The 12,733-nt window shown below is 71.9% G+C and carries 10 protein-coding genes; 4 read left to right on the top strand and 6 right to left on the bottom strand.

Annotated features, from left to right (window positions below; genetic code table 11):
* Positions 1 to 65: 65 nt before the first annotated feature.
* From AC6JA9_RS03625 to AC6JA9_RS03615, 3 genes are all read right to left on the bottom strand, one after another.
* On the bottom strand, positions 66 to 3,053 hold the full coding sequence (locus tag AC6JA9_RS03625) for a CHAT domain-containing protein (RefSeq protein WP_497959082.1): 2,988 nt from the start codon (positions 3,051 to 3,053) through the stop codon (positions 66 to 68).
* A complete protein-coding gene (locus tag AC6JA9_RS03620) occupies positions 3,050 to 3,607 on the bottom strand; it encodes an RNA polymerase sigma factor (RefSeq protein WP_223749193.1) in 558 nt (185 codons plus the stop codon). Before AC6JA9_RS03620 ends, AC6JA9_RS03625 begins: the two co-directional genes overlap by 4 nt.
* Positions 3,608 to 3,796: 189 nt before the next feature.
* The gene (locus AC6JA9_RS03615) at positions 3,797 to 4,354 is read right to left on the bottom strand and encodes a TspO/MBR family protein (RefSeq protein ID WP_223782364.1); all 558 of its coding nucleotides are present in this window, start codon (positions 4,352 to 4,354) and stop codon (positions 3,797 to 3,799) included.
* 128 nt (positions 4,355 to 4,482) lie between these two features.
* Here AC6JA9_RS03615 and AC6JA9_RS03610 point away from each other — a divergent pair, with 128 nt between their 5' ends.
* The gene (locus AC6JA9_RS03610; protein WP_223749191.1) at positions 4,483 to 5,073 is read left to right on the top strand and encodes a DUF924 family protein; all 591 of its coding nucleotides are present in this window, start codon (positions 4,483 to 4,485) and stop codon (positions 5,071 to 5,073) included.
* Between the two features lie 7 nt (positions 5,074 to 5,080).
* Here the strand turns inward: AC6JA9_RS03610 and AC6JA9_RS03605 are convergent, their stop codons facing one another.
* Together AC6JA9_RS03605 and AC6JA9_RS03600 are read right to left on the bottom strand one after the other, a co-directional pair.
* Positions 5,081 to 5,842 carry a ferritin-like domain-containing protein gene (locus AC6JA9_RS03605; RefSeq protein ID WP_223749190.1) on the bottom strand — a complete coding sequence of 254 codons (762 nt, stop codon included), beginning with the start codon at positions 5,840 to 5,842 and terminating at the stop codon, positions 5,081 to 5,083.
* A 1-nt stretch (position 5,843) separates the two neighbouring features.
* Entirely contained in the window at positions 5,844 to 7,049 is a 1,206-nt protein-coding gene (locus AC6JA9_RS03600; RefSeq protein WP_223749189.1) for a hypothetical protein, read from the bottom strand.
* 411 nt (positions 7,050 to 7,460) lie between these two features.
* On the opposite strand from AC6JA9_RS03600, the gene AC6JA9_RS03595 reads away from it, so the two are divergent.
* Genes AC6JA9_RS03595 through AC6JA9_RS03585 form a run of 3 tightly spaced genes read left to right on the top strand, consistent with a single transcriptional unit; the run spans position 7,461 to position 11,464 of the window.
* Positions 7,461 to 9,866, top strand: coding sequence for a CHASE2 domain-containing protein (locus AC6JA9_RS03595; protein ID WP_223782363.1), 2,406 nt, complete (start codon positions 7,461 to 7,463; stop codon positions 9,864 to 9,866).
* A 21-nt stretch (positions 9,867 to 9,887) separates the two neighbouring features.
* Entirely contained in the window at positions 9,888 to 10,463 is a 576-nt protein-coding gene (locus AC6JA9_RS03590; RefSeq protein ID WP_324289130.1) for an SH3 domain-containing protein, read from the top strand.
* Positions 10,463 to 11,464, top strand: a complete 1,002-nt coding sequence (locus AC6JA9_RS03585; protein WP_223749187.1) for a M48 family metalloprotease — start codon at positions 10,463 to 10,465, stop codon at positions 11,462 to 11,464. Before AC6JA9_RS03590 ends, AC6JA9_RS03585 begins: the two co-directional genes overlap by 1 nt.
* Positions 11,465 to 11,513: 49 nt before the next feature.
* Here AC6JA9_RS03585 and AC6JA9_RS03580 read toward each other — a convergent pair whose 3' ends face one another.
* Complete coding sequence (locus AC6JA9_RS03580) at positions 11,514 to 12,728, bottom strand: extensin-like protein (protein ID WP_223749186.1); 1,215 nt, start codon at positions 12,726 to 12,728, stop codon at positions 11,514 to 11,516.
* Positions 12,729 to 12,733 lie beyond the last annotated feature (5 nt).

Raw genomic sequence — 12,733 nt, 5'->3', positions numbered from 1 at the left:
AAGAGACACGTGGAGCGTGCTCGGCTCGTGCGAGCCGAGGTGAGGGACTGACGGCGGTGACGGGGCTACTCGAAGACGACGACCGTCTTCACCCAGCTGTCGGGCTGCGTGGACAACACGCGCAGCCTTTCGTCTCGGAGCGCGAGGCTGGCGGAGGAACCGGCGCGGATGCGCTCCATGACCCGCGCGAAGAAGGGCCCGGCCTCGGCGTCCGGGATGTCGATGGGTGAGGCGATGACGGCGCGCGCGCCCGCCTCGGCGAAGGCCACGGGGAGGCTCCACGGCGCGTGGAGGTAGGGCGCAGTCCGGGCCGCCTGACACGCGCCGAGCAGCACCACCGGCGCGCCCTGCAGCTTCTGCTGTCGCACCTGGCCCGCGGTGAGCGCGTAGCGGCCGCCCGCCTCCGGCGCCATCACCAGCAGCGACGCGTCCGACACGCCCAGGTTCACCAGGCCGTGCGCGTGGATCTCCACCTCGGTGGCCTGCGCCAGCTCCGCCAGCAGGCGCGACGGCGTGGCGGCCGCGCCCGTCAGCTCCACGCGGCGCGGAGACGGCCCGCCGGACAGCTCCCAGCTGCGCAGCCGGGGCAGGTTCAGCGACGCGGGCGCGTCCACGTCGTAGACCACCAGCGGGCGCGGCGCGGAGACCTTCGGCGCCTGGGCCTTCGTGCCCGTGTGGTAGCTCCACGCGATGTCCGGCGGCAGCAGGCCCGCCTGTCCGTGCACGGGGTAGCGCGCGAACACGCTCACGTGCTCGCAGGGCTTGAGCGCGGCGATGACGGAGGCGGGCACCAGCGAGGCCACGTCGAAGTCGGGCGAGCGGCGGCTCGCGTCCTGGTGGCCCAGCAGCTCACCCGTGGGTCCGCGCGCGGCCGTCAGCGTGCGCTCGTCGTGCACCTCCACGCCCAGGGCGCAGCGCTCGGGGGCCGGCACGCGGGCCTCCTGCGCGAAGAGGGACAGCGCCCGCGCCCAGTCCCCGGTGGAGCCCGCGTCCAGGATGAGCGACGAGTAGCTGTACGCGCGCGCCTTGGCGGCGACGGGGTCCGCCGCGCCCAGCAGCTCACCGGCGACGATGGCCTGCCCCAGCAGTCGCTGGCCCTCCGCGCGGTCCGAGCCGATGACGGCGCGGCCCTGGATGTGCGTGGCCATGACCTTCTCACCGGGGCGCAGCCAGCCCGCGGCGTCCAGCTTCGCCAGGCCCTCGCGCACCTTCTCCACGTCGCCCGGCTTCGGGTCCAGCCGCGCCAGGTCCGCCAGCACGAACGCGCCGTTGAGGAAGAAGGGCACGTCGCACACCGGGGCCTTCTCCAGCTCCTCGCGCGCGGCCTGCGGGCGCAGCGCGAAGACGTGCAGCGACGCCAGGCTCTCGTGCACGTGCCGGTCGGCCGCGCAGCCCCGGTCTCGCAGGGCCTGCTCACCCAGGTACGCGCGCGTCAGGGCGAAGGCGTTGCGGAAGCGCGCCATGTCGCCCAGCACCAGCAGCAGGTCCGCCTGCAGCGTCCACTCCTGCGTCTGCCGCGCCCAGCCCAGGCCCGCCAGCGCGTGCTCGCGCGCCTCCACCAGCCGGTGCTCGTCCTTGTAGATGTGCGCCAGCAGGTGCTCCAGTTGGCCGCAGCGGTAGTCCGCCTTCGCGACCTCGCACGCCGCCACCGCGCGCAACAGCCGCGCCTCCGCGCCGGCCAGGTCTCCCTTGCCGTACTCGGCCAGCGCGCGCTCGCGCTCCGCGTTGAGCGTCAGCCACGAGTCACCGAGCGCGCGCGCCACCTTCTCGTACACGTCGATGTGCGCCGGCAGCCCGCCCGCCAGCGGCAGCACACCCAGCAGGATGTCCTGGTGCCGCGAGCCGGACAGCTCCTTCACCAGCGGCTCGAGCGAGGCGGCATCGAAGGTGCCCTCCAGCACCTGGCGGAAGCGGGCCGCGAACGGCGCGCGGCGCGCGAAGTCCAGCCCCGCCACGCGCTCCACGGAGGCCACCACCGTGTCGCCGCCGTAGCGCGCGTCCAGCACCCGCGCCAGCGGCAGGAGCTCGCGCACCCGCTCGGCGGAGGGCGCGGTCCACAGCGCGATGTTGAGCCAGTTGCGCGCCGTGCCCGGCACCGCCCGCGCCACGTCCTCCGGGAACGCGGTGCCCTGCAGCGCGAGCGCACGGCCGGCCTGCTGCGCGGAGTCCCACGCCCCACGACGTCCCTCCAGCTGACGGCGCATCACCGCGGCGCGCTCCCGCGCCTCCTCGGCCCAGCCGGGCTCGCCCAGCGAGGCGACGGTGTCGAACGCCTCGGCCGCGAGCGCGTCCAGGCCCAGCTCGCGCAGCACGAGCGCGCGGTTCCACAGGGCCTGCGGGTGACGCGGGTGCTTCTCCAGCACACCGTCCAGCAGGACGAGCGCGGACTCGAGCTCGCCCTTCGTCAGCGCCACCACCGCCTTGTCGCTGTCCACGTCCGGCGACGCGGGCGCGCGCTGGAGGTAGTCGGCCGCCTGCTCGCGCTCACCGCGCAAGAGGTGCCCCACCGCGAGGCCCTGCAAATCTCCCTGCTCCTCCAGCTTCGCCAGCGCCTGCAGCGGCACCAGCTCGCGCGGGCGCTCGTCGCCGGAGCGCAGCACGCCGTAGGGACGGTGCGCGCTGGCGCCGGACCAGCTCAGCCGCGCCTCCATGGAGCGCGTGGGCGCCAGGGCCAAGAGCTGCGAATCGTCACGCACGCTCGACGGCCCCGAGCGCACCGCCACCAGCACCAGGAGGGCGGCCAGCGAGCCGGACAGCGCGGCGGCGGCCACCCACTTGCGGCGGCTCCACGCGGGACGAAACGCGCGCGGGGGCGCGGACGCCACGGGCTGCTGCGGCACGGGTGCGGTGACGTCGCGCGGGGCCTCGCGAGCCTCCTCGGCCCCCAGCCGGGTGCCCAGCGCCTGGAGCTGGAGGATGTCGTCGAGCTCCTCCTGGCACGCCTCGCACGTGGCCAGGTGCTCGCGGAACTGCTCCGCCTCCTCCTGGGACAGCTCGCCATCCGCGAAGGCGTGCACCAGGTCGTGCGGGTCCATGGGCTCCGGGGCGCTCATGACGCCTCCGCCTTGCCGGTGGCGCCGGGCATCAACAGCTCCTTCAGCTTGCGGCGCGCGCGGATGAGGCGCGTGCCCACCGTCGCCTTGGGAATCCCCAGACGCTCGGCGATGTCCTGATAGGGCATCCCCTCCAGGGCGTGGAGCCGGTACACCGTCGCGAACTCCTCGGGAATCCGCGTCAGGGCCTCGCGCAGCTGCTCCGTGCTGATGGAAGCCCACGCGGGGGCGGCCTCCGGCTCCGGCGCGGCGATGCGCTCCTCCAGCTCCTCCGCCGACACGTCCGAGCGACGCTCGCGCGTCTTCGAGCGGCACTTGTCGATGAAGATGTGGTGGAGGATGGTGAGCAGCCACGCGCGTCCGTCGGTGCCGGGGCGGTAGCGGGACAGGTTGCGAAACCCGCGCTCGTAGGTGTCCTGCAGGAGGTCGTTGGCCTCCGCCGCGTTTCCGCACAGCCGGAGCGCCGTGGCGCGCAACGCCGCCTCGTGCGTCCGGACGAAGGCGGAGAACCAGCGATTGTCCAGGGTCGGCGTTGAGGGAGGCCCGCTATCCACGCGGGGTGCAGGCTGGACCGGCGCGTCATGGGCCGTCAAGCCCCGGGACCGGGGGCGACGGGCGCGTGCGGCAGGTGGTTGCAGGGCGAAAGCATCCATGGCGGGTCGCCCCTCTCAACGACGCCCCGCCGCCATCTTCCCGGCCGGATTTCCCGGCGAATTTTCCGCCGGGGCCATCGCCGCCGGGGCTCAGTGTCCGGAAGAGGGATTGCGCCGGACGATTTCGCCATTGAGGACGTTGGCGAAGCCCACCCAGGCCAGGTAGGGCGCGACCAGCCACGCGGCGGGCCGGTCCACCTCGCGCGTCGCGGCGATGTAGGCCCCGATGCTGCCCAGGAGCGCCAGGTTGTCGGCCAGGGCCTTCCTGGGCTGGTGCCTGCCGAAGAAGAGCCAGGACCAGGCGGCGTTGAGGCCCAGCTGCACGCCCCACCAGCCGAGCGCCCGGGAGCGAGAGGGCCCCGCCGGCGCCGTCCACACGCGCCACCCGGAGACGGCGATGAGCGCATAGAGCGCGGTCCACACCGGCCCGAAGGCGGCGGGCGGCGGCTGGAAGGGCGGCTTGCGCAGGTGGCGGTACCAGCGCGTGTCGGCGGTGCTGTGGCGGGCCCCCAGCGCGGCGGCGCCCAGCGTGAGCGCGCCGAACGCGCCCAGCGCGATGATGGACTCGGTGCGCAGCGTGGGGTTGAGGGCGGTGCGCTTGACCGGCCCCGGCACGGTGCGCGTCGAGGTCTCCCACGAGGTGTGCATGGTCTGTCTCCTTGCGCGCGGTGTGCGGGCGCAGTGTTCGCTGCAAGGTGGTAACGACCTGCCCCCGGGTCCACCCCCGTTGACTGTTGACGGGTGGGCGCTCTATCGAGCCTTTGGGGAGGAACGACATGGTGAGTGCGGAGGAAGTCCTCGACTTCTGGTTCGGTCAGCCGGCGGACCCGGTTCGCAATCCAGCGTGCATCCGACCTCGGGCCGTCTGGTTCCAGCGCGACGCGGCCTTCGACGCGGAGTGCAGGGAGCGCTTCCAGGGAGCCCACGAGCGCGCGGCCGCGGGCGAGCTGGACTCCTGGCGCAACGAAGCCCGCACGTGCCTGGCGCTGCTCCTGCTGCTCGACCAGGTGCCCCGCAACCTCTTCCGGGGCACGCCGCGCGCGTTCGCCACGGACGCGAAGGCCCGCTCGGTGGCCCGCCACGCGCTGGCCCGGGGCCTGGACGTGACGCTGCCCTCGGTGTGGCGCTGGTTCATGTACCTGCCGTTCGAGCACAGCGAGGAGCTGTACGACCAGCGGCTGTCGGTGGACCTCTTCGAGCTCTTGACGATGCACCACTCCGGCAGCCTGGAGACGCTCGACTACGCGCGCCGGCACCGGGACGTCATCGAGCGCTTCGGGCGCTTCCCGCACCGCAACGACGCGCTGGGACGGGCCTCGACTCCCGAGGAAGCGCGCTTCCTCCAGGAGCCGGGCTCGTCCTTCTGAGTCGACGTCAGGCCGGAGCGCCGGCCGGCTCGGCTTGCGAGGCGCGGGCCTCCAGGGTGATGCCCGAGGCGAGCCAGCCGCGCACCAGCGTCAGGTGCTCGGCCTCCGCGTCCAGCGCGAGCTGGAAGCGGTCCGCCAGCGTGTCATGGCCCAGGCCGCGCGCCAGCTCGATGAGCAGCTCCCAGCTCGCGTTGTCCGTCAGCTCCGCCACCAGCAGCGCCTCCAGGGACTGGCGCAGGTTGGTGCGCGGGTCGGACAGCACCGCGGGAAGCCCCATGGACGTGACGGCCACCAGGTCCGCGCACGGCGTCATCGCGGTGGGGTCCGCGCCCAGCTTCGTCAGCGTCTCGGAGACGAGGCCGAAGTGGGCCAGCTCGTCGTCGAGGATGCGCTCCAGGCCCTCGCGGGTGGGGCCGCCCTCCCACGTGCCGTACACGTCGAGCTTGGCGAGCGCGCCCTCGTAGAGCCGCGAGCCCGAGCGCTCGAAGGCGAGCCGCTCCCCCAGCTTGTCGAGGAACACGGTGGGCCTGGCGCCCTTGAGCAGCTCCACCGCCGTCTTGGCCACGCCCTTGAGGTTGGCCGGCGGCGGCACGCTGCCCAGGCCATCGGATTCGCGCGCGTACTGCTGGCGGACCTCCAGGATGAGCGAGCCATCCCCCGCGGAGCTGGGCAGCCGCTCCTGCGCCTGCTGGAAGATGTCCGCGCTGTCGATGGGCGACGTGGCGATGCCCGTGCGGTTGAGTCCCATGTCACTGGTCGTCTTCTTCATGTCAGTGAACCTTCCTTCCCTCGACCACCGAGCCCATGCGCTGTGCCCGCGCGGCGAGCTCCGTGCCAGGAGTCCATTGGTAGCCGGCCGCGGCGATCTCCGACGGCGAGCCTTCCGAGTTGAGCTGGTCGCGGTACACGCGCGAGCGGTGGTCCGCCGGCAGCTCCGCCATGCGCACGTAGTCCGGTCCGTTGGTGGCCAGGTCCTCTTCCTGGCTGAGCGTCTTGCGGACGAACTCGCGGTGCTGCTTGTACTCGATGGGCTCGGGCAAGGTCTTCGGTAGCACCTCGGCCGCGTCCCGGCGCTCGACGTTCTCGAACAGGTCCTTGACGAAGTGCAGCTGCCCCAGCTCGTAGTCCAGGAAGCGCTGCCACACCTCCTTCACGCGCGGGTTCGTCTCGTACTCGAGGCAGGAGTAGAAGTTGTAGACCTCCGCGGCCTCGTGCATCAGCCACTTCTCCAGCAGCGTCTCGCCCGGGTCGAGCAGGGACTCGTACTGGGTGACGTGCTGCTCCTCGATGGCGGCGATTTCGGCGTAGAGCTGACGCGCGACCGGGTCCGCGAAGAACGGGCCCACCGTCATGTAGTAGTCGTGCGTCTGGTTCTCCGCCGCGGTGATGCTGATGGCGTGAATCTTCGTCAGCGGGTGCGCGCGCGTCTTGTCGTACGGGCGGCGCAGGTCATCCACGGGGTGGCGGTGCTCCACCACGGTGGGGCGGCCGGGGATGATGTCCGTATAGGACTGGGTGATGTTGTTGGGGTCCTTGCCCTCGAGCCGGTCGTAGAGCGCCGAGTAGCGGTACAGGTGGTCGAAGTCCTCCAGGAGCCCGAAGCGGTAGGTCTGCGCCAGGTAGGGGTCGGGCTCGCGCAGGGCCACGCTGGCGGTCACCTCGATGGCCACCTGCTCGAAGCCGAGCGTCGTCTCCAGCGGGTTCTGGTCCGCGGGGTTGAGCCAGTTGATGAGCGTCTGCTCGAAGTGCTCCACGCGGCGGATGCGGGCGAGCGGCTCGCGCAAGGACGCGTTGATGCGCGCCATCATGTGCTTGGTGCGCAGGGCATCCGCCATGATGCCGTTCATGTAGATGACGCGCACCCGGGTGAAGGCGTCGTCGTCCAGCTTGCTGTAGGGCCTGCGCACCAGGTCCTTCCAGGTGAAGACCTGCTTGTCGAGGGGGACGCCCTTCTGTTGGAAGATGTCCAGGGCCACGTCGGACTCCTTTTGCGCGTGCGGAGAAGAGGAGGACGGAAGGCGTCGCGCCCGCCGTGTTGGGAGGTAAGGTCCGGTCGCACCGGGACTCCGGCAAACCCCGCCAGCAAGTCACCCCGCCACCGCATGGGACTGACGGAGGCTCGGCAGCCCTGTCGCTGCCCACACCGCCGCCCGCGGGGAGCGGGACACGCCGGGTGTGCGATTCGCGGCCCCTGCGTGGGCGGGCCCGTGAGACGCCCGAGAATAGGACGGGATGTCCTCCGTCTGGAGGGCGGACGGAGGAGCACGCTCGAGCCGGGTATCGAGGCTCACCTGGGATTTTTTGTTTTCACGCTCGTCTGCCGTGAGGACGCGAAGGCTTGGGCTAGTGTGACGCGCGATACACCCCACACATGGCAAGAGGGGGCCGTGGCAGGCGAGACCGGGAGAATCATCCGTCAGCGTTGGCGTGACCACTGGCGGTTGATGCTGGGCATCGCGGCGCTGTCCACGGTGCTGTCCGCCCTGGCGTGGTGGGGCGGCTGGCTGGACGACCTGGAGCGCGGCGCGTACGACCAGGCGCTGACGGCCTTCACGGATGGACGAGGCCTGTCACCCACCGTGTCGGTGGTGGTCATCGACCAGGGCACGCTGGACGGCATCCGCGCCAACGAGCGCTACACGCTCAACTTCGGCACGTGGCCCTACAGCCGCAACCTCTGGGCCCGCGTGGTGGAACAGCTGGAGGCGGAGGGCGCGCGCGCCATCGTCTTCGACGCGGTGATGGACGAGCGCTCCTCGGACGCGTCCACGGACCTGGCCTTCGCCCAGGTGCTGCGCGACACGCGCATCCCGTTCTTCCTCGGCGTCTCCACCAACGTCAACGCGCAGCCCTTGCCCCGCGCGGACTTCGACGCGGCGCCGCCGTCCCCGCTCGCCCCGCCTCCCGTCCCCGTGGCGACTCCGGAGGCCGCGCCCCCGGTGGGCGAGGAGACCTTCCCGGAGGAAGACGGCGAGGCCTTCACCGACACGCCGGATGACAGCGTGCTGCCCGCCGTCACGCCCGAGGAGATGGCACGGGCGCTCGCCTTCCCCGTGAAGGTCCAGGGCCACGCGCCGCCGCTGCTGGAGGGACGCGAGGCGGCGGGTGAGCACCACGTCCCTGGAGACACGGACGGGACGCGCGCCGTGCGCCATCCGGTGCCGCCGATTCCGGTGCTGGTGGGCGCGGTGGATGGCTTCGGACTGGTGGACACGGAGACGGACCCGGATGGGTTCATGCGCCGCACGCGCTTCGCGTACTCGGACGGCGTCAACACGTACCCGACGCTGCCGGTGCGCGTGGCCGCGGGACTCTTCAGCGCGGAGAAGGTGGAGCTCTCCGACGGGCTGCTGAGGGTGGGGGGACGCCAGTACCGCGTGGACGCGGATGGCGGCGCGGCGATGGATTACGGCGGGGGCCCGCTGCACGAGCGCTTCCGCACGGTGCCGCTGCTGGACGTGCTGGACGGCTGGGTGCGACGGGAGAACGGACAGCCCTCGGGGCTGCCGCGGGAGGTGTTCCGCGGCAAGGTGGTGGTCATCGGCGGCACGGCGCTGGGGCTGGGCGACATCAAGGCCACCTCGTTCCTCGCGGAGGTGCCCGGCGTGATGAAGCAGGCGTCGGTGCTGGACACGCTCCTGGGGGATGGCCGCTTCATCACGCGCACGCCGCTCGCGGTGGACCTGGGGCTCACGCTGGTGGTGGCGCTGGTGTCGGTGGTGCTGCTGATGACGACGCGCTGGACGCCGCTGGAGATTGCGTGGCCGGTGGTGCTGCCGGTGGGCATGTACCTGGTCGCGGGGCTGGTGTTGTCGAAGGGCTGGCATCTCTTGACGGCGCTGCCCTCGATGGCGGGGCTGCTCGCGGGCGTCGCGGCGGTGGCCTTCAACCACCTGGTGGCCAACCGCGAGACGGAGTTCGTGCGCGCGGCGTTCAGTCGCTTCATGGAGCCCAAGCTCGTGGAGCAGATGATTGCCGAGCGCAAGCTGCCGAAGCTCGACGGGGAGAACGTCGAAATCAGCGCGTTCTTCAGCGACATCCGCGGCTTCTCCACCTTCAGCGAGCGCTTCAAGGAGGACCCTCGCAGCCTGGTGCGCATCCTCAACACGTACCTGACGCGGGTGAGCGGCGTGCTGCTCAAGGAGGGCGCGTGCCTGGACAAGTACATCGGTGACGCGGTGGTGTGCCTGTTCGGCGCGCCCATGCGCCAGGACGACCACGCGGTGCGCGCGTGCCGGGGGGCGCTTGCGGCCAAGGCGGAGGTGGACGCGATGCGCGAGGAGTTCCGCGCCAAGGGGCTGCCGGACGTCTACACGCGCATCGGGGTGAACTCCGCGGTGAACTTCGTGGGCAACTTCGGCAGCGAGCAGCTCTTCAGCTACACGGCCATCGGCGACGGGATGAACCTGGCGGCGCGGCTGGAGGGCGCGAACAAGGCGTACGGCTCGGTCATCATGATTGGCCCGCGCACGTACGAGCTGGCGCGCGAGCACATCGAGGTGCGCGAGCTGGACCGGGTGCGGGTGGCGGGCAAGACGGAGGCCGTCACGGTGTACGAGCTGCTCGCGCTCAAGGGTGGGCTGGGCGCGCGCAAGCGGGCGACGGTGGAGCGCTACCACGCGGCGCTGGCGCTCTACCGGGAGGGGCGCTTCGAGGAGGCCGCGTCGGCGCTGGAGCGGCTCGCGGCCGAGGACGTGGACGACGGGCCGACGAAAGCGCTGCTGGAGCGTTGTCGGAAGTATGCCGAGTCGCCGCCGCCGGGCTTCGATGGCGTGGCGAGCCTGGACAAGTGAAAGGAGTCTGAAGTCATGGGGATGAGAACGAGAGCGGCGTGGGTGGCCGCGTTGCTGATGATGGGGCTGCCGGGCCTGTCCTCGGCGGTGGCGGTGGGGGGCTCGCTGTACGTGAAGGCGAAGAACACGCGGGTGATGGAGAGCCCCTCGCCCACGGCGAACGCGGTGGTCATCCTCCAGCCGGGTGAGCAGGTGAAGTGGGAGGGCGCGGACGCGAAGAACAAGCAGTGGCACAAGGTGAAGACGTCCACGGGCAAGCGCGGCTTCGTGTTCCAGTCCAACCTGTCCACCACCGCGCCCAACCTGGAGCTCGTCGTCGGGGACCAGGGCAAGCGCAAGGTGAACCCGGAGGGCTTCGTGTCCAGCGGCGCGGCGGTGAAGGCGCTCAGCCCCGGCGCCGTCGCGTATGGCAACAAGAAGGGCGGCGGGCACAAGCAGGCGGTGGCGCAGCTGCAGAGCCTGGAGAAGGCGGCCAAGGACGTGTCCACCCAGGACATCGCCAAGCACGCCGCGGCGGCGGGGCTGCACCCGGTGGTGGGCGCGGAGACGACGGCCCGCTCGGGCGGGGCGAAGAGCAAGCCGAAGGGAGGCTCGTGATGAAGGCGCTCGGGAGGACGGCGGCGCTGCTGGGCCTGGGGCTGCTGACGGTGTCGTGCAAGGGCGTCACGCTCGCGCAGGTGGCGGACGTGGCCGGCAAGACGGTCAACAACTCGGTGGCCTCGCAGAAGCAGCGCGACGAGTGCGCGAAGCTGGATGTGGAGCCCACGGTGAAGGAGGAGTACGCCATCGGCAGCGCCATGGCGGTCCACTGGGTGGAGGGCGGCGGCGGGCTGATGGGCACCACCGGCGGCGCGAAGGACACCAGCGTCCACGCGGTGCACGAGTACCTCAACACGGTGGGCAAGAACCTGGGCGCGCAGTCGCCGAGGCCCACGCTGGACTGGACGTTCGGCGTGCTCAACGACGACCAGAACTTCAACGCGGTGTCCACGCCGGGGGCCTACGTCTTCGTCACCCGGAAGCTCTTGTCGGAGCTGGACAACGAGAGCCAGCTGGCGGGCGTGCTCGCGCATGAAATCGCGCACGTGGTGCTCAAGCACTCCATCCAGCAGTACAACGCCGCGAAGGTGAGCCTGTGCAAGGTGGCGGTGACGATGGAGGCCAACGTGCCGGGCTCCGGTCAGCTCATCGCCGCGGGAGGCAGCGGTGGCAACCTGGACCTGGACAGCGACACGGCGCTGCTCGGTGACCTGACGGAGAAGGTCATCGGCCTGGCGGAGAGCGGCAACGACAAGGAGCAGGAGTACGCGGCGGACCAGCTCGCCGCGCGGCTGATGATTTCGGCCGGCTACGACCCGAAGGAGTACATCGCGGTCCTCGGCAAGACGAAGGACGGCTCCCGCCTGGGCTCGCGGCACCCGAAGAAGGCGGACCGCGAGGAGCGGCTGAAGACCTTCCTCGCGAGCCTGAGGCCGCGCGAGGGTGAGTTCGCGGAGCTGTCGCTGGAGGGGTTGCGCAGCCCGCCGCTCCAGCCGGAGCTCGTCGCCGCGGTGAAGAAGGGCGCGGGGCGGAGCAACGTGGCGAAGGACGGGAAGTAGGCGCGGGCTCGGGCGCCCCCCGTTCGGGGCGCCCATGGCCACGACGCGTTCAGCGCGACGCGGCCTGGCTCAGCGCGCGGTGCACGGCCTCGAGCGCCTTGCGCGCCTCGAGCAGCTCGGCGCGCTCGGCGGTGAGCGAGGCCACCTGCTGGGCGAGCACGTCCCGCTCTCCCTGCAGCGCCTCCACCGCGCGGCGCAGCGACATCGACTCGTCCTTCGCGGACTCGAGCTCGGTGGCGAGCCGCTCCTCCTCGGCGAGGCTGTCCACCAGGGCCTGCTTGCCCCGGGAGACCTCCTCCTCGAGCTTCTCGTGCTCCTTCGCGGAGGCCTGGAGCGCCTGACGGTTCTCCTGGAGGGACAGCAGCGCCTCGTCGCGCTCACCCTCCAGCGCCGCGAGCTCCCGCTCCAGGTCCGCGAGCAGCTTCACGCGGCCCTCCATCTCCGCCGACAGCCGGCGCGCCTCGTCCATGCGCAGCCGAGCCTCCTCGGTGGCCTTCTCCGCCTGACGGCGCGCGACCTCCAGCTCCTGCGTGAGGGACAGGTTCGCCGCCTTCACCTTCACCAGCTCCGCCTGCAGGTGGGTGATGCGCTCGACCGCGCGCTGACCCGCCTCCGCGACGGTGGCCGGCAGGGGCTCCGGACGCGGATTCTCCCGCACCGCCTTGAGCCGGGCCTTGAGCCGCTCGCGGCGCGCGTCCGAGTCCATCGCCTCCTCGCGCGGCGGCGCGGGCGTCTGTACCTCCACCTCCTGCGGCGGCGCCTCGACGCGGGCCACGGGCTCCGCGACGGTGGCGGTGACGTGGGGGAGCGAAGCGTGGGGAGAGCCCTGCGTCATGGGGTGCGCCTCCGACGACGGCTCGGCCTCGAGGCCGTCCAGGTGGAACGCCATGGTGGGCGGAGCAGCGAAGGTGACGGGCGCCTCACCCACCCCGTCGTCGTAGACGGCGGCCTCCGGCTCCGGCGACGCATACGTCACCGGCTCGGCGACCTGCTGGGTGAACACCGGCTCCCGCGCGCGCGGCCCCTCGGGCTGCGACAGCGCCACCTCCATCGCCTCGGCGGCGGTGGGGCGAGGAGCGCGGGCGCGCTCGATGCGGGCGCGGACCTCCGCGGACAGGTCGGCGCTCGTCGGCTCGGGGGGAGCGACGTCGGCGGCCTGCTCGGGAGGCTCGGTGGGCTCGGTCTGCTCGACGGCGCCGGTGAACGCCCCCAGGCGGAGGCGCGGCTTGGCGCGAGACACGTTCTGTTCGAAGGCTTTCTTCATGGCGA

Source organism: Myxococcus sp. MH1 (genome assembly GCF_059738865.1).
Note: the sequence above shows the minus strand (reverse complement) of the source record. Positions and strands in the feature narration are given on the sequence as shown.